Source organism: Mycobacterium gastri, from assembly GCF_002102175.1.
GTDB lineage: Bacteria > Actinomycetota > Actinomycetes > Mycobacteriales > Mycobacteriaceae > Mycobacterium > Mycobacterium gastri.
The window spans coordinates 46,424-70,330 of sequence record NZ_LQOX01000006.1; the positions used below are offsets into that span (position 1 = coordinate 46,424).

Genomic DNA, 23,907 nt, shown 5'->3' on the forward strand with positions numbered 1-23,907 from the left:
GGTCGCTGACGGTGCGGCCTCGATGTTCTCGCCCCTCATTGCGGCGGGACGATTAAACGTCTCTGCGGCGATCCGCACGCACAGACGTGGCTACAGCGGGTGGACGGGCGCGGTCAATACCGACTATGACCCGTTGGACCCAGCCGTCGCCGCACAACCCCACGCTGCCTATGACGCCTTGCACCGCAGCGGACGTGTTCATTACAACCCTCGGCGCGCGACATGGATTCTGCACCGACTCGACGATGTCCGCGCAGCCCTACGCGACACAGACCGGGTAACCAGCAGCCATGGAGTGACCCGAGTACGGATGGTCGCCGATCTCGTCGTGGTCACCGATGGCGAGCAGCATAGTCGCCTCCGCAAACAAGTCCAGCCGGCGTTCACGAAAGGTGCTCTGGACAGTTGGCGCAACATCATCGACAAGCTTGCCGCCGGACTCGTCGACGACATGATTGCTGCTGGCAACTGTGATGCCGTACAGCGGCTAACGATGCCGATGCCGCTTCGGGTGATCGCCGCCATCCTCGGCGTCCCCGAGAGCGACATCGCCGACTTCCGCCGTTGGTCAGACGACAGCACCCAACTGATCAACTTCACCCCCACGGTGAGTGGCGTTGTGAGTACAGCACGATCCATGCGGGCCGCTGTAGCGCTGCGCCGCTACTTCTTGAAGCACCTCGCAGATGGACACCTCAAGGGATCGGACACCGTCCTTGGCCGGCTGTTGCAACACAGCACCGACGGTGCCCTGACCGACAACCAGTTGTTCTATATCGCCATCCTGCTGCTGATCGCCGGTAACGAGACCACCACCAACCTTCTCGGCGGGATGCTGCACACCTACGCGGAAGAACCCGATCAATACGACATGATCCGCGACAAGCCCGACCTCATACCCCAAGCCATCGAAGAACATGTCCGCTACACCAGCCCCATACAAAACCTCTACCGCTACACCCGTGCCGACTACCGAGTAGGGGATGTGACCATCCCATCCGGTTCACGTGTGCTGATGTCGTTCGGGGCAGCCAACCGCGACCCTCTTGCCTTCGACGACCCCAACACCTTCCGCGCGGACCGAAATCCGCGCTCCCACGTCGGCTTTGGCTACGGCCCACACCTATGCCTCGGAGCCCCGCTGGCACGCATGGAAGCACAAGCCGTTCTCCGTGAACTCGTCGATCGCGTAACGCGAATCGAGATGACCGGACCCACCACGTGGTCGACCAACAGCTCACTACGCGGCCCGATACACCTTCCCGTCGTTCTTCACGCGAAGTCAGCCACATGACATCTATTAGCAAACGTTCCGAAAGATGGTCCTTAATCGGAGGTTCGGCGCTCGCCGCGTCAGGTATCGCGCACCTGCTGTGCCCCCGTGCGTTCGAACCGGTAAACCGGATGGCCTTCAAAGACCGCATACGCGCCCACGTGCTCATCAACGGCAGCATCGAAACAGGACTGGGTCTCTAGCGCTGCTCAACACCCGAACTCGCCGAACCGCCCTCACGGCCACAATCGCCTACCTGACGTACTTCAATGCCAGCCTGTTATGTCGGCAGCGCCCCGGCCCCACCCTTAGCTAACTCGCTCGTACCGGCGAGATACCGGCGACTGAGGGCGTTTTGTAGCCAGATCGGAGGCTGTCGCCCGCCACGGTGATGGGACCGGTTTGAGCTGGGTTTAGCCACGGTCATGGGACCACCCGTTTGCCAGTAATGGGACCACCGGCGTGTCGTGCCGGTGGTTGCTCGATTACTGGATCGGGTCGCTTCACATTGATCGATGTGGAGGAGGTCCGCTGGACGTTTCGGGAGGTTTCGGTGATCGAGGTACGTGAGATGTTGCGGGTGTGGATGTTGGGTGCTGGCTTGCGCAGGTTCGCCACGCTGCAGCTGTCGCCGGGTACACACTTCATGCAGGTGTCGAAGTGGCTGGGCCACAGTACATTCACGCTCACGCTTGACACCTACGACTACATTCCCGAGCAGGACGGTGGGGCCGCGAACAACCTGCCCGAGCCACCCACCGAGGCGATGCAGACAACCCCAGGGAGCAACGTCGTCAGCCTATCCAGGCGATAGTCGGGTTAGTGAGAGAAACTGCCGCCGCATGCAAGCAGAGCAAGGGGTCCGCTGGAGACGCGCTTTAATTCTTCTCCGCGTCCGGTGACCACATGACTACCCCGCAAGGGTTGTTCCCGCGAAACGCCACGCTCACATTCGGTGCCGTGCTCACGTTGGATAGCTTGCACGACGCGGAAGGGCAGGCGTCGCCGGCCGTTTCGACACCCATGACGACAGTCGCGGCTGGCGTTACTGCTTGGTCATCGCGATGTTGAATCGGTCCTTGGCCGTGATCAAGTGGTCGTGGCTGTCCTCGCCGAGGTCGATTTGCACCCAATCGATGACCCCGGAAAACGCATTGCCCGTCGGGCCATACTCGGGGGACGCCGGCGAGCCGCTGTCGGCGCCGACGTCGCACGCCTCGTCGGCCGAGAACGCCATCGGCTGTGTTCTGTCGACCCGTCCGTTTCCGACGGCCTTACCGTCGTAGTACAGCGTGACCGTGCCACCCTTGGCCAATCCATCGCCGTCGTAAGCGAACTCCATGCGCACCTGGTGATTTCCGGCAGGGATCGGGTGCTCGGCCGCCACGATGTAGTAGTCGATGCCAAAAAAGCTGTAGCAATACTTGAGCTTGCCCTCGTGCGCGTACAACGTCCAGCCGCCGACGCTGCCGCCCTGAGTGATGACGACGCCGTTGGCTCCGGTTTCCGGCACCACGACATTTGCGGTCACGGAGTGCGACTTGTTCTTCACGTTCACCACGCAGTTCTCGCTGACCCGCATGCCTGCAAACAGCAGTTGATGGTTGCCGCGAATCAGTTGTGGACGCCCGGCCATGTCGGGGTTAAAGCGCTCGACAGATCGGTCGTCGAGCGGCACCACGTTGTACTTGACCGCCTCGATGAGCCAAAGGCGTTGCAGTTCGCTGAGTTTGTCCGGATTCTCCTTCGCTAGGTTGTGGGCTTGCGTCCAGTCGTCGGGGCCGTACAGTTCCCAGATGTCGTTGGCAAATGGCGGCGCATCTTGCAGCCACGGAGTGCGGTGCTTAGTCACTGCGGTCCAGCCTTGATGGTAGATGCCGCGGTTGCCCATGATTTCGAAGTACTGGACGTCGTGGGTCTCGGGTGCGTCGTTGTCGCGCAGCATCGCCAGCATGCTCACGCCCTCCAGCGGCGCCTGTTGGATGCCGTTGACGAAGGTCGGGGCAGGCAGCCCGGCAGCCTCCAGGATGGTCGGCGCGATATCGATGACATGGTGAAACTGATCGCGGGTCTTGCCTTTATCGTCGAAGCCGGCCGGCCAGTGCACAATAGTGCCGTTGCGGGTGCCGCCCCAGTGTGAGGCGATTTGCTTGGTCCACTGATATGGCGCGCACAACGCGTGAGCCCAGCCGACCGCGTAGTGGTTGTAGGCCCGCGGGGTGCCGAAGTCGTCGATCTTAGACAACAAGAACTCGGTGGTTTCGATGCCGGGCAGGCCGTTGAAGGTGGTCATCTCGTTGAAGCACCCGTTCGGGGTGCCCTCCGCCGAGGCGCCGTTGTCGCCGATGATGTAGAAGACCAGCGTGTCGTCGAGCACACCGAGATCGCCTATCGCGTCGATCACCCGGCCCACTTCGTGATCGGTCTGCTCAAGGAAACCGGCGTAGATCTCCATCTGACGCGCCAGCACCGGTTTTAGGTCGGCAGGCATGTCGTCCCAAGCCGGAATCTCGGCGTGGCGCTTGGTCAGTTCAGCGTTCTCAGGAATGACGCCGAGTTCCTTCTGCCGTGCAAAGATCTGCTCGCGCAACACATCCCAGCCTTCTTCGAACTTGCCCGTGTACTTGTCCGACCATTGCTTCGGCACATGATGCGGAGCGTGGGTCGCGCCCGGCGCGAAGTACATGAAGAACGGCTTGTCTGGGGTCAGGGCTTTCTGTTGGCGCACCCAGGTGACCGCGCGATCCGCAAGGTCCTCGGTGAGCGTATAGCCCTCCTCGGGCGTTTTCGGGGGCTCGACCGCGGTGGTGCACTCGTAGAGGCCTGGGTAGTACTGGTTGGCCTCACCGCCGACGAAGCCGTAGAAGTACTCGAATCCCGAGCCGGTTGGCCATTGATCGAACGGCCCAACGGGCGAGACCTCCCACACAGGCACCTCGTGGCACTTGCCGAACTGCGCAGTCGAGTACCCGTTCAGCTTCAAGGTTTCGGCGATTGGCGCCTTGTTCTTGGGCCGGACACTGCTGTTCCCCGGCGCCGACGTCGCAAGTTCAGTCACGGCCCCCATTCCCACTGAATGGTGGTTGCGGCCCGTCAATAAGGCCTGTCGCGTCGGGGAGCACAGCGCCGTGGTGTGGAACCGGTTGAGCTTCACCCCGCCGGACGCCAACCGCTCCGCCACGGGCGTGTTGCATGGACCGCCGAACGCCGACGACGCGCCGAAACCGATGTCATCAAGCAAGACGATCAGCACGTTCGGGGCACCTGCAGGTGGGCGCAGCATGGTGATCGGCGGATACTTCGTGTTCGGATCCCTCGCGTCGTATGTCGTCAACCCGACATGTTGGGGATCGGGAATCGGCAGCACCTGCCGGCCCGTCGCTGCGGTGCTCGTGGATCCGCCAGTGGGGCGATTTCTACCCTCACCATTGCCCTGAATCTGGTCGTCGGCCATGACCATTCCTCCCTCGAACACTCATCAATCGCAGCGACTTCATCCGATCCATGACCAAACGTAATCAAACAGCTGACACAGTTCTCCGAATCGATTGATTCCCAGCGGAACCGTCCAACACACGTTGCGTTCGCCCGGTAGCGTTCGGATGAAGATGTCTGGGACTCGCGGTACGCGTGCCTTCGAAGGATCGGCGCGATCGTCGGCATCGGAGGCAGCCGTGTGGACGATCTGGACCAACCCGGCCGCGTGGCCCGGGGACATCATCCGCGCAGCAAAGATCAAGGGAGACTTCGAGGTCGGCTCGCGCATCACGTTGAAACCCAAGGGATTACCGACCACCCGGCTGACGATCACCCAGATCGATTTGCAACACCGCTGGGCCGCAGTTTCGAAACTGCCCGGCCTGACCATCGAGTTCGAGCACATCATCGAATCCAGCGACAGCGGCACACGACTCGTCGAGCGCGGCATCTTGACAGGAACTTTCGCCGGCGTCGCGGCGCACCTGATCGGCCATCGCCTCGAGTCAATGTTTGCCGGTCTGACGGCGCAATGCGCTCGACAAGCGGGAACATAACCGCGGCATAGTTGCCTGAACCTCGTGCTGGATTCCGCCAGATGGCACCTACCGATCGCTTCGAGTTGGTCGGCAACCATCTCTCACACGATCACTGGAAAAGTCCAATAAGCCCAGGTTCACGGCCGATTGGTGCCAGGCTGAACTCATTCGATGATCCACACGAGGGCTCGAACCCGAAGGAGCCGAAATGAGCCGTTTCGACATCACGCAGACAAACATCGCAGTGGAGCGATTGATCGAGACGACGGACAATCCCCGCCATGTTTATCTGCTGCACGCATACAACCGGCACCGCTATCTGGAGATGGCCGGCCGTTGGGAGGAGATTTTCACTCCCGACATGACTGTTGACAAACCGGTCTATCACTTCCGCATGTACGGCAAGGACGTGACACTTGACGGAGCGCAGGCCGTCCAGACCGTATATAAGGAGTGGACCCGCACAGGACAGAATGTCTTCTACGTCGACGACGGCGAAAAACTCGCGGTCAGCGACAACATGATCGTCTCGACCTCGACGATGTACCAGCAGACCCCAGGCCACCTCCTCGCAGAGGACGGCGCACCCGTCGATCCCGACGCCATGTATCTGCTCAAATCGGCCGAGCACATGATTTGGCCTTACGACGACAAGGGTCGACTGATCGGCGAAGACGTCTGGGAGTATGACGAAACGGTCCGCGAGGTCATCCCGCTAGACCCTTCCGAGGTCCTGACCACGGAGCAGGCCGGCAAGCTGCTCGATCCGCTCATCAAGCCACTCCCGATCCACAATCCGTTCACCGCGTGATCCCGCCAGCTGCAAATTCTGCGCCAGAGGATCACTTTGCCTGTTGGACTAGGCTGATCAGCTCGTCGGCAACTTCGGCGGGTGCCTCTGTTGGGGTGAAGTGTCCGACATCGTCGAGCAGGCGCCGGCGTGCATGGGGGATGCGCGACGCGAACGCGCGGGCGCTGGCGGGAGTGCAATAGGGGTCGCGAGCGCCGAACAAAACGGTGGTGGGGGCGGTGATCCGCGGGAGGGCCCTGCGTGTACGCACGAATTCGGGAAGGCCGCGCTTATAGGCAGACCAGGTCAGCGCGGCGGCGCGACAAGCATCGGGCTGACGGTACGGTGCATGCAACTCGTCGAGTGTGGCCGCATCGATCGGTCGTGCGCAGGGCCGCAAGAATGCGCGCTTGAACTCGCTCTCGCGCGACAGCGCTTCTGCGACCGTTCGGGGACCGATGACCGGGACCAGAGCCTTGAGCGCCATAGGGGGCGGACGGAATCTCTCGTGAAACATCGTTGTGTTGAGGATGAGCAGCGACGCCACGCGGTCCGGGTTGCGCATTGCCCACATGAGCCCGACCGGTCCGCCGATGTCATGGACGGCCAGATGGATCGGTGCCTCGGGCACCACGCGCGCCAGAAGCTTCTCCAAGAGCCGCGACTGACGGGCGAGCGAGTAGTCGTAGTCCGAGGGCTTGTCGGACTGCCCGAACCCAGGCAGGTCGGGGATGACCATGCGGGCGCTGTCGCCGACCGCTGCTGCGACATCCCGCCATGCAACTGACGACTCGGGGATGCCGTGCACGGCGACGACGGTGGGGCGGGTGGTTGCGGCGGGGGCGGTGTCCACGCAGTACACGGAGAGCCCGTCGACGACGTGTTTGGTCCCGTTGAAGGCGTCTGCGGGCGAGTCAGGTGTTGTCATGGTGGGGAACTCCTTTGCATGTTGTGTGACGTTACGGTCGACCGTCCCGGTCGGGACGGAATTCCTCATCGCCATGGTCACGTGGTCGTTTTCGCTGGTCGGGATGGTGATTTCGCGGCGTAGGATCTTTCCGGTCGCCCCCTTGGGCAGGTTCTCTACGAACCACACCCGGCGGGGTACCTGTATGCGGCAAGACGGTGCTTGACGAAGTCGCGTAGTTCGTCGTGGTCGGCACGGCCGCCATGTTTGAGGGTCACTGCCGCGCCGACTTCTTCGCCCAGCGTGGGGTGGGGCATGCCGATGACGGCTGCCTCGGCTACGGCGGGGTGTTGGTAGAGGATTTCCTCGACTTCGCGGGGATAGACGTTGTATCCGCCGCGGATGATGAGGTCCTTCGCGCGGTCGACGATGTAGTAGTAGCCGTCCGCATCGACTCGGCCGATGTCACCCGTGTTGAACCAGCCGTCAGGGGTGATTGCCTTTGAGGTTGCCTCGGGCTGGTTCCAGTAGCCGGTCATCACGTTGTGCCCTCGGATCTGGATTTCTCCGGCTTCCCCGACGGGCAGTGGGTTGCCTTCGGTGTCGACCACTCGCATCTCCCACCCTCGATGGGGGTGCCGATGGAGCCGGACTTGCGGACCCGGTGTGGATGGTTGAATGAGGCGATCGGTGACGTCTCGGAAAGTCCGTATCCCTCCAAGATGACGCAGCTGAAGGTCTTTTCGAACTCGTTGATGACCTGTACCGGTAGTGGGGTGCCGCCCGAAACGGCGGTTCGTAGTGTCTGTGTCGCTGTGGGCGACACGCACCCTGCGGCCTGCAGCAGCGCCGAGTACCCTGCAGCAGCGCCGAGTACCCTGCAGCAGCGCCGAGTACCCTGCAGCAGCGCCGAGTACATTGTGGGCACGCCCTCGAACACCGTCACACGGTCGCGCTCGATCACCTCCAACGCCTTGTGCGGGTCGAATCGCTCGATCAGCGTGAGCGTGGCGCCGGCCAGCACGGAGGCGTTCAGGGCCGCCGTCAGGCCGAAGACGTGAAACAGGGGAAGGCAGCCGATCACCACATCGGCATGTCCGATTTCGATCAGCGTGCGCGCGGTTATTTCCGCGTTGCGATGAAGACCACCGTGGGTGAGCTGGGCACCTTTCGGCTTGCCTGTGGTTCCGGAGGTGTGCAGGATGACGGCCGTGTCGGTGTCGTCGCGTGGCTCGGGTGTGTGTCCGGGTAGCCCGGCCGTCAAATCATCGAGTGCGGCATCGTCGACGATCCAGCACGCCCGCACCCCAGCTGTGCCGGCTGCCGCGCTGGCCTCGTTGGCGAACACCGGGGTGGCGAACAGCGCGACGGCCCCGGTGTTGGACAGGTAGAACTCGATTTCGCCGGCCTTGAGCAGCGGGTTCATCGGTACCGCGACAGCGCCGCGGTCCATGATGCCGTAGAACGCGATCGCGAAGGCTGGTGTGTTGGGCAGCATGACCCCGACTCGGTCGCCGGGCTGCACGCCGGCCCGGGCAAGCAGTGTGGCGACTCGCCTTGCTGCGGCATCGAATTCCGTGTAGGTGACGGGCAGGTCATCGCACCGCAGCGCAACGTGGTCGGGCTGGGCGCGCGCCGCGGCGATGAGATGCTCGCCGAGATTGGTCACGATATTTCTCCTGGTGTGTTGTTTTTGGCAGTAGGTCAGATGCCGGCGGCGCGTTCGAGCTCCTTGAGGGAGGTCTCGAGATGGCTGAGCAGCCGCTGCAGGTGCGGCACGGCGCGGCGGCATCCCACCAGACCGAAGTCGAGGCTGTCGCCGCCGTTAACCAAGGTGATGTTGAGCGCCTGCCCGTGGGCGGCGATGGACATCGGGTAGGTAGCTTGCAGCCGCGCACCGTTGGCATACAACGGGTTTCGCGCGCCGGGCACGTTGGAGACGCAGACGTTGAACGGCGGGGGGTTCGTGGACATTCCGGTCATCCCGCCCAGTACGACCGGCGAGAGCAGCAGCGCTCCCATCGCGATCGCCTGCGGCCGGGGCAGCTGGGCTAGGACGGCCTTGCTGTTCCGCATGGATTCGCTGATCGTAGCCAGCCGCCGTGCCGGGTCGTCGATGTGCGTGGCCAGATTGGCCAGCACCGCCGACACAACATTGCCCCCGGCCGCGTCGTCGGCGGTGCGCAAGCTCACCGGAACCATGGCCACCAATGGCTTCTCGGGCAACGCGTTCTGGTCGGTGAGGTAAGCCCGCAGCGCGCCGGCGCACATCGCCAGGACCACGTCGTTGACGGTCGCACCGGCCGCGTTCTTGACGTCCACCACACGCTGGATTGACCACGATTGAGCGGCGCAGCGCCGGGCGCCGCTGATCGGGACGTTCAGCATGGTCCGCGGCGCCCGGAACGGCAACGTCAATTGCTGTTCGAGCAGAGCGGAGCGAGCCAGGCCGAGCGTCGAGGCGCCAAAGCGCGGAACCGATTTGATGGTCCGGACCAGCGTTCCCAGCCTCGACGAGGCGCCGGTGGCAGGGTCAGCGGTATTCGGTAGCGCCCACGGCGCCTGAATCTCCTGTTGGTCCGGGTCGCCACTGAGCGAGTTCTGAAACAGGTTGATCGCCGAGACCCCGTCGACCAGGGCGTGATGAACCTTGGTGTAGACGGCGAAGCGTCCGTCGTCGAGCCCCTCGATGACGTGGCTCTCCCACAGCGGAAGGTGCCGGTCGAGCATGGTGGAGTGCAGTCGGGAAGTCAGTTCGAGCAGCTCTCGCACGCGCCCGGGGCTGGGCAGGGCCGAGCGCCGCACGTGGTAGTCGAAATCGATGTCGTCCGCGGATGACCAGCCGGCGTTCAGCCCTCCCGGCAACGTGGCTGGGTGTTTGCGGAAAAGGGGCTGGACATCTTCGCGTGCGCGGATCGCCTCGTAGTACTCGCGGACAAATTCCGGACCCGCGCCCTGTGGCGGCTCGAACAGTTGCAAGCCCGCGACATGCATGGGGTGGCCGGGCGACTCGGCGAGCAACATCATCGACTCGAGGGGTGACATCAGGTTCATGGGGTGTCCTTTGAATGAGTAGTGGTGTGTGCCAGCCGATTACCGGTGGCCCGGCATCGAACATGCTGCAAAAGATAGGCGGCGAGCGGCTAGGATGCTCGTAGCAGCGTGCCAAGGCGGCTCCCGACGATTGTGATCGCACGACAAACGGTCATCGATCGCTGAAACCGACGAAATTACGTTTGCGGTCTGGCCCTGAGGATCGTGTGGAACAGGACTTGGCGCAGCGCGAGCTCCCGTGGGTCACTCCATATGTGAAATCCCAGCCTGTTCATCGCGTACGCATATCCGATGCCGGTGTCGGGGTCGACGAATCCAAATGATCCACCGGCTCCAGGCGTTCCGAACGCCTTGTCGGAGGAACCGAACCTAAACCTGGGAAACGGCTTGACGAAGCCGAGCGAGAAGGCCGTGTCGACCTTCAACACCTTGTCTCGAAAACCCTTGGTGGGCATTGCCGGATCGGCGATCAGGGCGTCGAGTGTGCTTGACGTCATCCCGATCTCTGAGCCACCCGTGGCGACCGAGCCGTATAGTTTGGCCACCGAACGCACCGTCCCGGTGCCGTTGACGGCGGGCATCTCGACGGCGCGGAGGTCAGGAAGGTTGATGTCATCCAGACTGCGCAGGCCGGGAATATGGGCCGCGCGGGCCGTGAGGCTGCGGGGGTTGACAAGTGCAGCCACAAAGCGTGGCGGCAGCGCCCTGAGATGCAACAGCGCCTCGGCTGGGCGCCACCCATGGAGCTGCGCCAGGCGATCACGCGGTACCGAATCCGGTACTCCGATATAGAATTCCAGCCCGAGTGGTTTCGCGATCTCGTCGGCGAAGAACTGGCCGAGGGTACGCCCGGCCGGATCGGCATGGCGGATGAGTTCGGATGTGTACCAGCCCAGCGTGACGGCGTGGTAGCCGTGCCGGGAGCCGGGAACCCATGCGGGTGCCATCTCCGCGATCTTTGCGGATAACTTCGTTGGGTCCGCCATGTCGGCCAGCGTCAACGGCGGGTCGATGACCGGTAGCCCCGCTTGATGCGAGAGCAGCTGCCGCACCGTCACTGAATCCTTGCCGGCCTGCGCAAAGGCGGGCCAGTAGTCGGCTACTTTGGCGTCGTAGGACAACAAGCCCTGGGAAGCGGCGACGGCGGCCGTCATCGACGACACGCCCTTCGTGGTGGAGAACATGGTGACGACGGTGTCGCGCCCCCAAGGGGCCTTGGTGACGCCGTTTCGGTAGCCACCCCAGAGGTCAACCACCTTGACACCGTCGCGGTAGACGGCGACGGCTGCGCCGATCTCCTTGCCGCTCCTCATATTTCGGCGGAACTCGTCGGCGAGTTTGCCGTACCCTTCATCGACAACGCCGGCGATCACGCCGGGCGACGCCTTGACTCTCATTGGCTATTGCGTCGGCTGCGCGGGGCTGAGCATTGCCTCGCGCACGCGTCCCGCTCCGGCCAACCGGGCGAGGCGGCCGACCAGTACCGGGGCGACGGCACCGAGGCCGACCAGTAGGCGCAGGCCGGCCGACGCGACGGTGGTCTCCGGCCGGTCACCCTCGATCGCCTGGGCCACGGCCCGCGCGACGTCCTGCGGCGAGCTGGTCCCGAAGCCCCGTGGAATGGCGACGCCGGTGTCGGCCAGCATTCCGGCGTCGCGGATGGGGCCGGGGAAGATCGTGGAAACACCGACACCCGTGCCGTGCAGCTCCTGTCGCAGGGCCAGTCCAAGCCCACGCAGGCCCCACTTGGTGGCCGTGTACACGGTGCCGTTGCCCGGAGTCGCGACGAGGCCCGCGCCCGACGAGATGAACACAATGTGGCCGGCCCCGCGTTGTTTCATCGCCGGCAACGCCGCGCGCGCCAGCGCGGCCGGGGCGAGCAAGTTGATGCGGATCGCTTGCTCGATCTCGTCGTCGTTCAACATCTCCAGGTCCTCGGGGATGCCGACGCCCGCGTTGGCGACGAGAACGTCCACCGGCGCCGCCCGGGTCATCAGATCGCGTACCTCGTCGAGGTTGGTCAGGTCGGCGGTCAGCCCGCGGGCGGACGGACCCAGATCGCTGACCAGTCGCTTCAGCTCGGTTTTGCGCCGGGCCGTGACCGTCTGCACGCATCCCCGCGCCGCCAGTTCGTTGGCGATGGCACGACCGATGCCTCCGGTGGCGCCGGTTAGCAGAACGTGTTTGCCTTCGAGTCGCATGTCAATTCCTCGTTTCGGTTGGTTATTTGGCGAGTTCGGCTAGCCGCGCGGCGGCCCACCGGGCCAGCGGCGGGACGGCGCGAGAGAGCCCGTACATGGCGTGGGCCTCGGCGGCGATCGGTGCCACTGCGCGGTTGCGGTCGACCGCGCGCAGGATGTTGTGCGCGACGCGCTCGGCCGTATATCCGCGCTTTGCGTAGGTCGATGCGAGCCGCGTGCGGCGCTGGTCGATGTCGCCGGAGCCGCGAATCGGGCTGGTCTGCGTGATCGCGGTGTTGATGATGCCGGGACACACGGCCGTGACGCCGATGCCGTGCGGCTTCAGCTCCATTCGCAGCGCCTCGGACAGTCCGAAAACCGCGAATTTCGTTGCGCTGTAGGCGGTTAACTGCGGATTGGCCAGCACGCCGGCCGCCGAGGACAGGTTGACGACGTGTCCGCCGCGGCCGGGGCCAATCATGCCGGGCAGGAAGGCGTCGCAGCCGTGCACCACGCCCATGAGGTTGATGCCGATCAGCCACTCCCAGTCCTTGCGGCTGGTGTCGAGGAACCCGCCGACCAGCCCGACGCCGGCGTTGTTGACCAATAGGTCCACCCGGCCGAACCGGGCGAACGTCGCCCCGGCGAATCGCGTCATCGCCTCGGCGTCGGAGACGTCGACGCGCGTGCTCAGGACCTGCGCGCCCACGGTTCGCGCCGCGTCGGCGGTCTCGGCCACGGCGGCGTCGTTGATGTCGCACAGCGCCAGGTCGGCACGCCGTCGTGCGCACAAGAGGGCCAGTTCGCGGCCGATGCCGCCACCAGCTCCGGTGACGGCTACCACCCGGCCGGCGAGGTTTTTGGTCTTGAGCATGACGGCAAGCTACGGCGCCGGCGGCCATCGATACTCGTGCACAGATACCAACATCACGGATCTTCGTTGTGACGCCGTCACAGCGGAGTATGTTTTGCCGCCATGGAGGTCGGTGACCAACGCGTCTGGCGGGAGATACTGCGGCCCATCGCCACCGAGATGCGTGACCGCGCGCCGGAGCTGGCCGAACGGACTGTGGCTCGGATGCGATCGGAGATGCCACAGCTGTTTGCCGACGCGCAAAGCGTCGAGGAGAATCTTGTCAGCGCGCAGGCCGGTATTCGGCAGGTCGCCGAGATCATCGAACTGGCCGGTGACCCACGGGAATTCGAGCTTCCAGTGTCGACGTTGGCGATCGCCCGCGCCGGGGTGCAGCGACAGATCGCCCTCGCCAACTTCATGCGGTTCTACCGATTTGCCCAAGACGTCGTGTGGCAGTGGATGTGTGCCCGGATCACCGCGTCGGCGCCCGACGCGACCCAACAAGCCGCGGCCCTGCAGCTCGCTACGAGTTGGATATTCGGCTACATCGACGCGGCGCTCATCCGCGTCGAGGAAGCCTACGAAGCCGAGCGTGAGGCTTGGCTGCGCGGCGCGGCGGCGGCCCGCACCGAAGCCATTGACGACATCGTGGCCGAACGCGAACGCGATCCCCAACGGGCGTCGAAGCGGTTACGCTACGACGTCAACCGTCACCATGTCGCTGTCGTGGCGTGGGTAGACACAGTGCCGACCGATAGCGACGCGCAGCGACTACTTGCGGAGGCGGTGGCCGACGCGGCCCGCACGATGACCGCCGAAACCACGCTGATTCACCCGCTAGGGTCACTGGTCATCGCCGGGTGGCTCAGCCGGCGAGAAGCCTTTCCCGCAACGGCGGTCGACAGCGATACGCCAGTATTCTCCGCGGCGCTGCCGGCGGGGGTGAGGATAGCCGTCGGACAGCCGGGCCAGGGCCTACAAGGCTTCCGCCGCAGCCACATTGAGGCGTCCCACGCGCGTCGCGTCGCGTCGCTGGCCGGACCACGCCTGGGGTCGTTGACCCGTTATCGTGACGTGGCGGTCGCCGCATTGGCCAGCGCCGACCCCGAGCATGCCGCGTCATTCGTCGGCCGGGTGCTCGGCCGGCTGGCCGACGACGACGAGGCCACGTACCGGGTGGCGATGACGCTATCGGTATATCTGCAGGAGAACCGCAGCCGCGCCCGCTCCGCCAAGCGACTCACCGTGCATCCCAACACCGTGAGCTACCGCGTCGATCAGGCCGAGTCCATACTCGGCCGCAGTATCGATACCGACACCCTCGACCTCGTCGTCGCGCTGGCGCTGCTGCCCACGCTGCCGGGGCTCGTCCGGGGTCATCCAGGAGCGCCGGGCCGTCGAACTGTGATCTGAGCACAACCAGAGCCCGAATCCTTGGCGCCGCGCGCCGAGTCATTCCGGTGCCGGGACTCCTACCGTTTCGGGCATTCGGCCGACCAGCCGTAGAAACACCCCGACACGAGGAGATCCGATGCAAACCCTGCAAGAGCTCGACGTCAACTACATGAGCGGCACCGACAATCCGTGGATCCCGTTCACCCCGCTGAGCGACCAGGTATTCCTGAAGTACTGGAAGGTCGATCCGGTCCGTGGCGAGATCGTCGTCTCAATGAAAATGCCCGCCGGACTTGAACTTCCGCCGCACTACCACACCGGCATCGTGATCGCCCACACCGTCAAGGGCGCGTGGCGCTACAAGGAGAACAACTGGGTTTCGCGCGAGGGCGACACCGTCTATGAGGTCGCCGGCTCATCGCACACCCCCCAGACCGTGGAAGACAGCGAAATCTTCTTCGTCCTGATCGGCGAGCTGCTGTTCCTCGACGAGGAAAAGAAGCTCCTGTGGCAAGAAAACCACAAGACGATGATCGAGCGATACACCGCGTACTTCGCCGCCAATGGCATCGAGCCGCGCGACGTGACGAGCTGGGACGCCTGAGCCATGGCCTCCATCGAACCAAGCCCGGCACAGCGGACGACGCTGATCAAGACCGCGGTCAACAACCCGGAACCGGTCGTGATGATCAACCTGCTGCAGTTCGGGCCCGACGGCGCGGCCAGCTATCAACGCTACGCCAAAGAAGTGCAGCCGTATCTCGATTCGGTCGAAGCCACGGTGGTCTACGCCGGCGACGCCAGTCACGTCGTCGCCGGCGACATCGACCGGCCATGGTGGGACGCAATCGTGGTTGTTCGGTACCCGTCACGCGCGGCGTTCGTCGCCATGGTGACCAACCCGGGTTACCACGAGAACGCCCACGTGCACAGGGCCGCCGCGCTGGAGAGCACCCATCTGATTGCGACGGAACCATGGCCGCTCAATCAGTAACCCGTGCCGTCGGACTGCGGCTAGCTTTGACCTGTGGCATCGCCGTTAGCGTTGGGCTGTGCGGTGTTTCGCAGCCGCGGCCGCTCCCACCGGGCTCACCCATACGACGGCCAGCGTCAGCGTGCCGCTTCGAAACGACCGTCAGCACGTTATGAGCAGCACCGCAACACCGCCCGCGGTGGATAGCGTGCGGCACAGGTTCATCGATCTAGGCCAAGGTGTGATGATCCACCTTGCCGAGGCGGGCCCGGCCGACGGCGCCCCCGTCATGCTCGTCCACGGGTTCCCGCAGCACTGGTGGCAGTGGCGCGAGATCATGGGGCCCTTGGCGGCCGACGGCTACCGGGTGCTATGCCCTGATCTGCGTGGCGCTGGCTGGAGTACCGCCCCAACGGGGAGCTACCGCAAGACCGACATGGCCGACGATCTCGCCCAGTTGGTACGGCGGCTGAACGTCGGACCCGTCGCGGTCGCCGCCCACGACTGGGGTGGCCCGGTGGCGTTCATTATGATGCTGCGCCATCCCGATCAGGTGGCCGGGTTCATCGGCATAAACACCGCCGCGCCATGGCTCAGAGCCGACGGGGCACTGCTGAGACATCTGTGGCGGTTCTGGTACCAGGTCCCAATCGCGTTGCCAGTGATCGGGCCGAAGCTGATCGCAGACCCGAAGGGGCGGTTCATCCGCAGGGTGTGCAGCTGGGCCGGTGCCGGTTTTACTCCGGAAGTCGACGTCTACCTGCGGCCACTGCGACAGCGCGCTCACGCCATCGCGGGCTCACGTTGGTACCGCACTTTCCTTGTGCGCGAAGCGGTTGCATGGATGACAGGCGAATTCACCGATTCGCGGGTGAAGGTTCCGGTGCGTTGGCTGCACGGCACCGCAGACCCCGTCATCACTCCGACGCTGCTCCGTGACCATCCCGAGCGGATCGGTGACTTCGACATCGAACTTGTTGACGGAGCTGGTCACTGGATCGTCGAGCAACGACCTGACCTGGTCCTGCAGCGGCTACAGGCCTTCCTGCAGCAACTACATCGCCCCTGCCGCTGCGAGGGCTACAGTCGGTCGCGTGCCTGCAAGCAAAGGTAGCTGCGGCAAGATTCCAGCCCAGCGTCGTCCCAGCTAAGGTTCAACGCAGGTTTCTCGCAAACCTACGGTATCAATCGATAGCCTCCGGTAGAGGCCGACCGGCCGACCGACAGCGGAATAGGTTGTGGGATGGAGGAAGCCGGCAGGAGCAAGGCTCTGGCCAACATCAACTCCAGTGAGACAGGTCGCAACGCCTGGCGACGGACTGTACCCCCGGGCGCATTGCCCATCCAGGTTCGAATGCTGAAGCTTAACCGCCATCTGCGCCTGGCTAACACCGCCGCGCACAGCTCCAGCCCGGCGTCGGCCTCTCGCGTCCGGCGTAACTAACACCCCTCAACCCATCTCACCCCGGCGTCACCCCGGCGACCGAGGGCGATTTGTAGCCGTACTCGAGCCGTACTCGAGCCGCACCCCCAACAGTCAATTTCACTGTGTTACAGGTGATTTGAACCGTTTCGGCTAACCATTCTTGCTGGTCGCAGTGAAGTTGGCTAAGGACTCATAATCCGTTTTTCGCGGGTTCGAGCCCCGCCCGCCCCACATCAGGCCCCATTCTTCAAGATCAGTTTGTGGCCGCCGACGTTTATTCAACGTTATAGGACCGACTCTGCTCGGTCAGTCGCCGACAGCCCGCGCCCACGCGCCTCGTACCGTGGCCAGTGCTTCGTTTGCCGAGACGGTGAGGCGGGTTTGGCCAGCGAGCTGGGTCTGCCACTCGGCTTCGGTGGGCGCCCTGGTGAAGTCGTTCGGCGCCGGTGGCCGGTTGGTTGGGCGGAAGCGCCGGTAGAGCTCTACGGCCGCGGCATCGATGGCGCCGATGCCGTTCAACGCCCAGAGGTCCCACAAGTCGCGGGGGGCGTGTCGATCGGTCCACGTCGCGGTCTTTGATGCGGCGAAGGCGGGAAGTGTTGGAACCCACAGCTTTGCGGTGGGCGCGTCGGCGTAGCGCTGAACCAGTGACCGTCGCTTCGTTGGCCACGCCGTCCTGTCCCGTGCGGAGAGCAACTGCAGTCGCACGGAAAGGCCTGCGGCGGTTCGAAGAACCGCCGAGCGGGTGTCGCGGACGGTGCTGAGCGCCGGGTCGAGAACGAGTCGCCCGTGAGTGCGCGCGAGCGCCCGCGGCAGGGCGGCGTCCATCTCGGCAGCGACGGTCTTGCGATCGTCGATCGCGATCAAATCGATGTCTTCACTGAGCCGCCCATCCGGAAGGTAGGTTCGGGCGAGCGCTGTGCCGCCGATGAAGTGGATTCGGTCGCCGAAATCTCGGCTGAGGAAGGCAAGTAGGTGGGAGATGAGGTGGTCACGCTCGACTTGCTCCACCGTGACCCCGAATTGGGTTGCCACGGTACGTTGTTCGTCGCTATTCACTGCCAGCCCAGGTTTCCGCGCGCTGTAGCGACGCTCGGCGCCGCTGGTTGGCCGCCAGGGTGTGCAGCCGGCCTTTGTCACTGCGTTCGTACAGTGCTGCGACAGCGGACCGAACCTCGGCTTCCGCGTCCCCGAGTTCGGGGCGGTGCGCGAGGTCGAGGATCGTCTGCTCGGGCGTGGTGACCAGCGTCGGTCCTAGCTCGGTCTCGTAACGCTCGGCGTCCAGGCCGTGGGTGTTGCGTTTGACGAACCGCACGACAGCCGGGCGGTCAGACAACACGATGGGGCGGTGCTGCTCAGGCGCGGCGACGATCGCGGTGGCCAGCGCGCGCGGTATCGCCCCGTGCAGTCGTGCTGCGCTGACGCCCATCACAACGATGTTGTCGGTGCCGTAGATCGCCGAAGCGATTCCCGCGGCGGCGATCTCGAGGCCCGGCATCCATGCGCGCCCGACCATGTCCTGCAGGACCACCACGTAGTACCCATTGGCAAGACGATGCAGAAGCCCGCGCTCGATGAGGCGGGCCAGCTGTGGGCGGGGGTGAGCATAGGTCTGCGCGGCGTCGCGAGGACGAATCGTCCTGAGCGGCGCCTGGGCCAAACCGGTGGGCAACGGAGTACTGCGGTCCTGCACCATTTGACTTCCAAGTATGCGAAACGTACCTCTGTAGAGTACGTATTGCATACCCGTGACCGCAACGGGCCTACTCTCAGCGGGCGCCAAGGTGTCCCGTGGCCCAGTTGCGGCAAAGTCTGCTTAAGCATGCGATTACAAGCATAAGCCCTTGACATCGATCTATCAGCTATCGCATACTCCTTATGCATCGAATTACAAGCATAAGGATAAGATGGCTGGCCCAAGGCGGACGCGACCGCGTTCTGAGGCGACTATGCCTGAAATTACACGCATAGGCCGCGCGTTTGCGGAGCGCCGGATCGCATTACGGCTCACCCAGCAGACGCTGGCCGACCTCGCTGGCGTGTCCCGCTCGAGTGTCCAGGCGTTGGAGCGGGGGAGCGGCTCGATCAAATTCGGCTCAGTCATTGAAATTGCCGAGGTGCTCGGGATGCATGTCGACATCAGCACGGCATCCGAATGACTACACCAACACGGCTTGATCTACGCGGGATTGCCGAAGCCGACGTGTATCTCGGTGACGATCTCGTGGCCCACTTGGTGCGCGGGCCACGCGACACGATCAGCTTTGACTACATTCCCGATCAGCACTCGGCCGATGAGAGCGTGCGCGAACGGTCCGTGTCATGGTCGCTGCTGCGCACCGATAGCTACCCCGTCGTCACCACAGGTGGCGCAGTTCCAGCCTTCTTCGCAGGGCTCCTTCCCGAGGGCGTCCGGCTGGGTGTGGTGACCTCATCGACAAAGACCTCAGCCGACGATCACCTGACACTGCTGTTGGCGATCGGCGCGGACACCGTCGGCAATGTCGGGGTGGTGCCGGCCGGCGCTGACCGTGTTCGACCGATACCGATGTTCGACCCCGAGCGTGACACCGACTTTCGGGCCGTTTTCAACAAACTCGTCGGTTCGGTTGACGCAGATCCTGTCGGATTGGCGGGGGTCCAGCCGAAAGTAAGTGCTGCGATAATTTCGGCGCCCACACTGACTCGCTCCGGACCGGCGATCCTCAAGCTCAATTCTGGGCACTATCCGTTGCTGGTTGAGAACGAGCACTTCTTTATGTCGATGGCCGCGGCTTGCGGATTACGAGTCGCCACAACATCTTTGCTCCACGATGCTGACGGTCGGAGTGCATTGTTGGTGCGACGATTCGACCGAGACGGGCCGACGTGTATCGCGCAGGAAGACGCCTGCCAAGTCGCCGATATCTACCCGGCCTCCAAGTACCGCATCAAGGCCGAGACCGCCATCGGCACCCTTGCCGACGCATGTGCGCACGGCGGCGGTTCCAGGGCGGCGGCCGCCCTGGAATTGCTCAAAACCGTTGTGTTCTCCTGGCTGATCGGCAACGGGGACCTGCATGGTAAAAACCTGTCGATCTACAACCCCGACGGTGTGTGGCAACCGACGCCTGCCTACGACCTGCTGTGCACCCAGCCCTACCTGCGGTGGCGTGATCCTATGGCGCTCAGCCTGTTTGGGCGTGCGAATCGGCTTACCCGGGCTTGCTTCGTTGATGCTGGCGAACGGCTCGGCCTGCGCCCACGCGCTACGTCGCGCATGATTGATTCGATCGTCGACGCCGCGCAGGAGTGGCCGGTTCGGTGCGGCGACATCGGATTTGATGACCGGCAAACCGAGCTTCTCGCGCACATGCTGCGCACGAGAATCGGCAGCCTTGAATAGGCAGAGGACTAAGCGGCGACTACTGTGTTAGCGGCGGCCGATCGAGCTCGTCGAACCTTGCGAGCGCGGCATCAAGGTCTTCCTCGTCGAACATTTCGAACCGGCAGGGCAGTTCGCCTGCAAATGCGAAAAGGCCGATCTCGCGCCACTCGGCATCGAAGCCCTCCTGCGAGGTCCCAGTCACTACCTCTGTGATGACCGTTCCAAGGTTGCTCAACCGGTGCACAGCCTCGATGTGACCCTGGACGTCCGGGGCGACGTCATAGGTAGCACGTATGTAGGGCATCATGTCGCCGGGCGCGAACGCTCTAGCTCGCCGATGATCGATGTTCACCCAGTCCTCCGTCGTCGGCCCGGAGACTTCGTGTCGGTTGTACGCGGTTTGGACCTGCGTGACGGCCGACCACGTGCGCGAGTACGCGGCCGCTTCGCCGGCGAGGTAGCGGGCGTCGAGTTCGGCGAAGGCGGCGTCGACGTCGTCGACGCCGAACGCGATCTGCGCCGCGATCCGCTCGTCGGTGTCGATTTCGGCGATGATGAGCATCTCGACGCTGAACTCCCCGTACCGAGGGTCGCTATTCGGTGTACAGATACGAGTGAGGGCGAGGCGCTCGCCACGGGTCGCGATCACGGCCCACGTTGTGGGCGCCCCCTCGGCCAGGGCTTGCAGGTTTGCGATCACGGCATCGCGGCCGTCCCAGAACCCGGTATTCACCACGTCGTGGCGATCGTGGATGAAACTGTCGTCGGTCAGGATCTCGACGACGGTCGTCGGCGGTCTCCAGGCGGAGCTCGAAAACGTGCTCGGGGCGAGTGAGGTTGCGCAACTGGCGCATTCCTCGGTCGGCGAGCGCCACGTCGTCGGGCAACGTGTCGACCACGAGCTCGGCGGTCGCACCCGAGCACAGGATCTGGCCGCCCACGGCCAACGACCGCAGCCGGGCGGCGCGATTGACCGCCCGACCGAAGTAGTCGCCGTCGCGCAGCTCGACCTCCCCGGTATGCAAAGCCACGCGAATCCGCATGGGCTCGCTCAGCGCCCACGGCTCGTGGGCGATCGCATCTTGCAGCTCGATGGCGGCGGCGGCCGCCGACGGCCGCTCGAAGACCGAGAACGTCGCATCGCCCTCGCCGCGCGTCTTGATCAACCGTCCCCGCGGGACGTGACGACCTGTTCGAGGAGCTCGTCGTGTCGCGCCAGCGCCACCGCCATGGCGTCGGCGTCCGCCTCCCAGGCGGCCGTTGACCCCTCGATGTCGGTCAGCAGGAAGGTCACCGCACAAGTTACCGAGGGAAGATGTTGTGCCACGGGCATTTCCAGCGCAGAGTCCTGAGCGACGATCGCGGTCTCGAGCCGCCGAAGCTCCGGCCCGGGGTCGACCCCCAGTTCATCGGCCAGCTGCGCCCGCGCCCGTTGATATGCGCCGAGGGCTTCGCCCTGCCTGCCGGCGCGGTAGAGCGCGAGCATCAGCTGGCCCCAACGCCTTTCGCGCAGCGGCGCCTCGGCGACGCCGGCCTCCAGCTCGCCGATGATCTCCGCCGCGCGGACCGTGGCCAGCAGCGCGTCGGCCCGATCCTCGAGCAGCGCGGCGTGGTCCTCGATCCAGCGCGTCTTCTCCGATGTTCCCTGCCGGCCATCGGGCAGTTCGGGATTGCCCCGTCACGGGGCAAGCGCCTCCTCGAAGCGCGCCACTGCCCCGCTGGTGTCGCCGGCGGCGGCGGCGTCGCGTCCGAACCGGGCGGCCGCTTTGTAACGCGAGGCATCAACGTCGGTTTCGGCCGGGGTCCAACCCGTGCCCTTCGTCAACACGAAGCCGTCGCCCAGGCTGCGGCGCAGCGCGGAGATATGGGTCTGCAGGGCCTTGGCGGCGGTGCGCGGCGGGTCCTCGCCCCACAGCAGTTCGACGAGTGTCTCGGCCGATACAACGAAACCGCCGTGCAGCCCAAGCATGGTGAGGATGGCCCGAGGTTTAGCGCCCGGGATTGCGACCGGCGTGCCATGCTGCCGGACCTGGAGAGGTCCCAAAACCGCCCAGTTCCACCACTGGAGGCGTAGTCACATTCGCGATCGTCGGGGAGACGATTCAACACCCGGTCAAGATCGGGTAAAGGTGGTGCTGCCTGCAATTCTGGTTCGGCCACACCACAACCTTCCCGCTGCCGCTGGCGGACGGTGCTGCGGTCGGTATGCCGCTAGCAAATCACCTGACTTAGCCGGCACACCGCCTGGCAACAAGCAGTCTACAGATTTGGTGGAAATGCAGTTTATCGCCGTAACCAGTAGTAGAGTTCAGCGCTTCAGTACATGCGCCAGTTCGTCGGCGGAGGTGCGGCGCGGTGTGGACCAGGCGAGCCAGCAAAGCGGCCGCGCGGGGACGCGTGGGGATGCGGTGGCCGGATGTGGCCGCGTCGTGGCGCACGCACGCCGGGCCGCTTCGAGTGGCGAGGTTGGTCGCCGATCAGCATGACCGCCGCCGCACTGGCCGCTAGGCAGGGCAGATCCAGCTAGGAAGGGATGTGTGTCATGGAATTCGTTGTGCTGCCGCCCGAGGTCAATTCGGCGCGGATGTATGCCGGTGCGGGTTCGGAACCGATGCTGGCCGCCGCGGCCGCTTGGGAGGGGCTGGCCGGCGAGCTGGACTCGGCGGCGTGTTGGTTTTCGTCGGTGACAACGGGGTTGGCAGGTTCATCCTGGCAGGGTCCGGCGTCGGCGGCGATGGCGGCCGCGGCCGCGCCGTACGCACAGTGGCTGAACGCGGCGGCGGCCCAGGCTGGGTGCGCGGCGTCGCAGGCTCAAGCGGTGGCGGCCGTCTATGAGGCGGCGCGGACCGCGGTGGTGCATCCGGTGGCGGTGGCCGCCAACCGCAGCCAGATAGTCTCGCTGGTGGTCTCGAACCTGTTGGGACAGAATGCCCCGGCTATCGCGGCCACCGAGGCCGAATACGAGCAGATGTGGGCCGAGGATGTGGCTGCGATGGCGGGTTATCACGGCGGGGCTTCGGCGGCAGCCGCACAGTTGTCACCGTGGGGGCAGGCGCTGCAGTCCCTACCGGGCCCATCGGCCGGCGCGTCTGCCGCGCCTATTCAGCCGTCGCTGCCTTCGCCCGCGCAAGGGATAACCGAATATGGGGCCATTCTGGCGTTCCTGGCCAGTCTGATCACCATTGCCATCACACCGCCTCAACCTCTTAGTCAGGCGATTAATAATGCCTTCAATTCGGTAGTCAAACAGCTCAACGCGATAGCTTTCACTAGCGAATCCGTATTGGCCAGCCAGAGCGGTTTTAACCAGTCGGAACTCGCTAATGCGCAAGCTGTGACCAGCAACAACATCAATCGGGCCGTTTCAGCTCTCGGCTCAGGAAACCTCGGTGGGGCAGCTGCCTATCTGGCTGCCGCGGGCTTGTATGACGCCGGCACGGCCGTGAACCTCGTCGGTAGCAACGCTGTCTTGCCGCTGACCTTGCTCGGTGCTGACCTACAGGCGCTCGGCACGGCCCTCGCCCCGTGAACACCACGCTGCTGAAGGATCGACTTCCGAGAATTCGTTGACGGCGTGAAATGGCCGGCTGGCGACGCAGTAATAGCCGCGGGTTAGGAGACACCGGCTGAACGGTGGACCCTGAGGTTCCGGCCGCATCGGTGGCCCGGA

19 protein-coding genes and 3 pseudogenes are annotated in these 23,907 nt (G+C 64.5%); 11 read left to right on the top strand and 11 right to left on the bottom strand.

Going from position 1 to position 23,907, the window contains the following annotated elements; all coding sequences use genetic code 11:
* The first annotated feature begins 22 nt into the window (after window positions 1-22).
* Window positions 23-1,294: a cytochrome P450 gene (locus AWC07_RS01105; protein WP_085104915.1), complete on the top strand. Its 1,272-nt coding sequence runs from the start codon at window positions 23-25 to the stop codon at window positions 1,292-1,294.
* Window positions 1,295-1,790: 496 nt separating this feature from the next.
* Window positions 1,791-2,087 carry a site-specific integrase gene (locus AWC07_RS01115; RefSeq protein WP_425271203.1) on the top strand — a complete coding sequence of 99 codons (297 nt, stop codon included), beginning with the start codon at window positions 1,791-1,793 and terminating at the stop codon, window positions 2,085-2,087.
* A 231-nt stretch (window positions 2,088-2,318) separates the two neighbouring features.
* Here AWC07_RS01115 and AWC07_RS01120 read toward each other — a convergent pair whose 3' ends face one another.
* Complete coding sequence (locus tag AWC07_RS01120) at window positions 2,319-4,727, bottom strand: arylsulfatase (RefSeq protein WP_085104919.1); 2,409 nt, start codon at window positions 4,725-4,727, stop codon at window positions 2,319-2,321.
* A gap of 220 nt (window positions 4,728-4,947) precedes the next feature.
* Here AWC07_RS01120 and AWC07_RS01125 point away from each other — a divergent pair, with 220 nt between their 5' ends.
* A complete protein-coding gene (locus AWC07_RS01125) occupies window positions 4,948-5,307 on the top strand; it encodes an SRPBCC family protein (RefSeq protein ID WP_051507942.1) in 360 nt (119 codons plus the stop codon).
* A gap of 190 nt (window positions 5,308-5,497) precedes the next feature.
* Window positions 5,498-6,100, top strand: a complete 603-nt coding sequence (locus AWC07_RS01130) for a hypothetical protein (RefSeq protein ID WP_036412455.1) — start codon at window positions 5,498-5,500, stop codon at window positions 6,098-6,100.
* Window positions 6,101-6,131: 31 nt separating this feature from the next.
* Here AWC07_RS01130 and AWC07_RS01135 read toward each other — a convergent pair whose 3' ends face one another.
* The 6 genes and pseudogenes from AWC07_RS01135 to AWC07_RS01160 form a co-directional block, all read right to left on the bottom strand.
* Window positions 6,132-7,082 carry an alpha/beta fold hydrolase gene (locus tag AWC07_RS01135; protein WP_084293482.1) on the bottom strand — a complete coding sequence of 317 codons (951 nt, stop codon included), beginning with the start codon at window positions 7,080-7,082 and terminating at the stop codon, window positions 6,132-6,134.
* Between the two features lie 12 nt (window positions 7,083-7,094).
* Window positions 7,095-8,655: pseudogene (locus tag AWC07_RS01140) on the bottom strand (long-chain-fatty-acid--CoA ligase); the annotation flags it as partial.
* Between the two features lie 35 nt (window positions 8,656-8,690).
* Window positions 8,691-10,040 carry a WS/DGAT/MGAT family O-acyltransferase gene (locus AWC07_RS01145; RefSeq protein ID WP_036412453.1) on the bottom strand — a complete coding sequence of 450 codons (1,350 nt, stop codon included), beginning with the start codon at window positions 10,038-10,040 and terminating at the stop codon, window positions 8,691-8,693.
* A 176-nt stretch (window positions 10,041-10,216) separates the two neighbouring features.
* Window positions 10,217-11,437, bottom strand: a complete 1,221-nt coding sequence (locus AWC07_RS01150; RefSeq protein WP_036412449.1) for an EstA family serine hydrolase — start codon at window positions 11,435-11,437, stop codon at window positions 10,217-10,219.
* A gap of 3 nt (window positions 11,438-11,440) precedes the next feature.
* A complete protein-coding gene (locus AWC07_RS01155) occupies window positions 11,441-12,241 on the bottom strand; it encodes an SDR family NAD(P)-dependent oxidoreductase (protein WP_036412337.1) in 801 nt (266 codons plus the stop codon).
* Window positions 12,242-12,263: 22 nt separating this feature from the next.
* Complete coding sequence (locus AWC07_RS01160; RefSeq protein WP_036412339.1) at window positions 12,264-13,094, bottom strand: SDR family NAD(P)-dependent oxidoreductase; 831 nt, start codon at window positions 13,092-13,094, stop codon at window positions 12,264-12,266.
* Between the two features lie 102 nt (window positions 13,095-13,196).
* Between AWC07_RS01160 and AWC07_RS01165 the strand changes: the two genes are divergently transcribed.
* The 4 genes from AWC07_RS01165 (at window position 13,197) to AWC07_RS01180 (ending at window position 16,558) form a co-directional block, all read left to right on the top strand.
* Window positions 13,197-14,489: a PucR family transcriptional regulator gene (locus AWC07_RS01165; protein ID WP_051507930.1), complete on the top strand. Its 1,293-nt coding sequence runs from the start codon at window positions 13,197-13,199 to the stop codon at window positions 14,487-14,489.
* A gap of 118 nt (window positions 14,490-14,607) precedes the next feature.
* Window positions 14,608-15,075 carry a 2,4'-dihydroxyacetophenone dioxygenase family protein gene (locus tag AWC07_RS01170; protein ID WP_036412340.1) on the top strand — a complete coding sequence of 156 codons (468 nt, stop codon included), beginning with the start codon at window positions 14,608-14,610 and terminating at the stop codon, window positions 15,073-15,075.
* 3 nt (window positions 15,076-15,078) lie between these two features.
* Window positions 15,079-15,465 (top strand): DUF1330 domain-containing protein, encoded by a 387-nt coding sequence (locus AWC07_RS01175; protein ID WP_036412341.1) that lies wholly within the window; start codon window positions 15,079-15,081, stop codon window positions 15,463-15,465.
* Between the two features lie 151 nt (window positions 15,466-15,616).
* A complete protein-coding gene (locus tag AWC07_RS01180; RefSeq protein ID WP_051507931.1) occupies window positions 15,617-16,558 on the top strand; it encodes an alpha/beta fold hydrolase in 942 nt (313 codons plus the stop codon).
* 618 nt (window positions 16,559-17,176) lie between these two features.
* Here AWC07_RS01180 and AWC07_RS01185 read toward each other — a convergent pair.
* Both AWC07_RS01185 and AWC07_RS01190 read right to left on the bottom strand, forming a co-directional pair.
* A complete protein-coding gene (locus tag AWC07_RS01185) occupies window positions 17,177-17,905 on the bottom strand; it encodes a nucleotidyl transferase AbiEii/AbiGii toxin family protein (RefSeq protein ID WP_425271204.1) in 729 nt (242 codons plus the stop codon).
* A 16-nt stretch (window positions 17,906-17,921) separates the two neighbouring features.
* Window positions 17,922-18,566, bottom strand: a complete 645-nt coding sequence (locus tag AWC07_RS01190; RefSeq protein ID WP_036412344.1) for a type IV toxin-antitoxin system AbiEi family antitoxin domain-containing protein — start codon at window positions 18,564-18,566, stop codon at window positions 17,922-17,924.
* Between the two features lie 253 nt (window positions 18,567-18,819).
* Here AWC07_RS01190 and AWC07_RS01195 point away from each other — a divergent pair, with 253 nt between their 5' ends.
* Entirely contained in the window at window positions 18,820-19,029 is a 210-nt protein-coding gene (locus tag AWC07_RS01195) for a helix-turn-helix domain-containing protein (RefSeq protein WP_051507932.1), read from the top strand.
* Entirely contained in the window at window positions 19,026-20,255 is a 1,230-nt protein-coding gene (locus AWC07_RS01200; protein ID WP_036412347.1) for a type II toxin-antitoxin system HipA family toxin, read from the top strand. Before AWC07_RS01195 ends, AWC07_RS01200 begins: the two co-directional genes overlap by 4 nt.
* A 19-nt stretch (window positions 20,256-20,274) precedes the next feature.
* On the opposite strand, the gene AWC07_RS01205 is transcribed toward AWC07_RS01200, so the two are convergent.
* Window positions 20,275-20,886, bottom strand: a complete 612-nt coding sequence (locus tag AWC07_RS01205; protein WP_139829468.1) for a hypothetical protein — start codon at window positions 20,884-20,886, stop codon at window positions 20,275-20,277.
* A 145-nt stretch (window positions 20,887-21,031) separates the two neighbouring features.
* Window positions 21,032-22,281, bottom strand: a pseudogene (locus tag AWC07_RS29220) (BTAD domain-containing putative transcriptional regulator); the annotation flags it as partial.
* A 498-nt stretch (window positions 22,282-22,779) separates the two neighbouring features.
* Here AWC07_RS29220 and AWC07_RS28290 point away from each other — a divergent pair.
* Window positions 22,780-23,334 (top strand): annotated as a pseudogene (locus tag AWC07_RS28290) (PPE family protein); the annotation flags it as partial.
* Window positions 23,335-23,907: the final 573 nt, after the last annotated feature.

Coding starts and splice junctions, on each gene's coding strand:
- AWC07_RS01120 (WP_085104919.1), bottom strand. CDS start 4,727: ATGGCCGACGACCAGATTCAGGGCAATGGTGAGGGTAGAAATCGCCCC.
- AWC07_RS01180 (WP_051507931.1), top strand. CDS start 15,617: ATGAGCAGCACCGCAACACCGCCCGCGGTGGATAGCGTGCGGCACAGG.
- AWC07_RS01165 (WP_051507930.1), top strand. CDS start 13,197: ATGGAGGTCGGTGACCAACGCGTCTGGCGGGAGATACTGCGGCCCATC.
- AWC07_RS01200 (WP_036412347.1), top strand. CDS start 19,026: ATGACTACACCAACACGGCTTGATCTACGCGGGATTGCCGAAGCCGAC.
- AWC07_RS01145 (WP_036412453.1), bottom strand. CDS start 10,040: ATGAACCTGATGTCACCCCTCGAGTCGATGATGTTGCTCGCCGAGTCG.
- AWC07_RS01190 (WP_036412344.1), bottom strand. CDS start 18,566: ATGGTGCAGGACCGCAGTACTCCGTTGCCCACCGGTTTGGCCCAGGCG.
- AWC07_RS01155 (WP_036412337.1), bottom strand. CDS start 12,241: ATGCGACTCGAAGGCAAACACGTTCTGCTAACCGGCGCCACCGGAGGC.
- AWC07_RS01170 (WP_036412340.1), top strand. CDS start 14,608: ATGCAAACCCTGCAAGAGCTCGACGTCAACTACATGAGCGGCACCGAC.
- AWC07_RS01150 (WP_036412449.1), bottom strand. CDS start 11,437: ATGAGAGTCAAGGCGTCGCCCGGCGTGATCGCCGGCGTTGTCGATGAA.
- AWC07_RS01160 (WP_036412339.1), bottom strand. CDS start 13,094: ATGCTCAAGACCAAAAACCTCGCCGGCCGGGTGGTAGCCGTCACCGGA.
- AWC07_RS01130 (WP_036412455.1), top strand. CDS start 5,498: ATGAGCCGTTTCGACATCACGCAGACAAACATCGCAGTGGAGCGATTG.
- AWC07_RS01175 (WP_036412341.1), top strand. CDS start 15,079: ATGGCCTCCATCGAACCAAGCCCGGCACAGCGGACGACGCTGATCAAG.
- AWC07_RS01105 (WP_085104915.1), top strand. CDS start 23: ATGTTCTCGCCCCTCATTGCGGCGGGACGATTAAACGTCTCTGCGGCG.
- AWC07_RS01195 (WP_051507932.1), top strand. CDS start 18,820: ATGCCTGAAATTACACGCATAGGCCGCGCGTTTGCGGAGCGCCGGATC.
- AWC07_RS01135 (WP_084293482.1), bottom strand. CDS start 7,082: ATGGCGATGAGGAATTCCGTCCCGACCGGGACGGTCGACCGTAACGTC.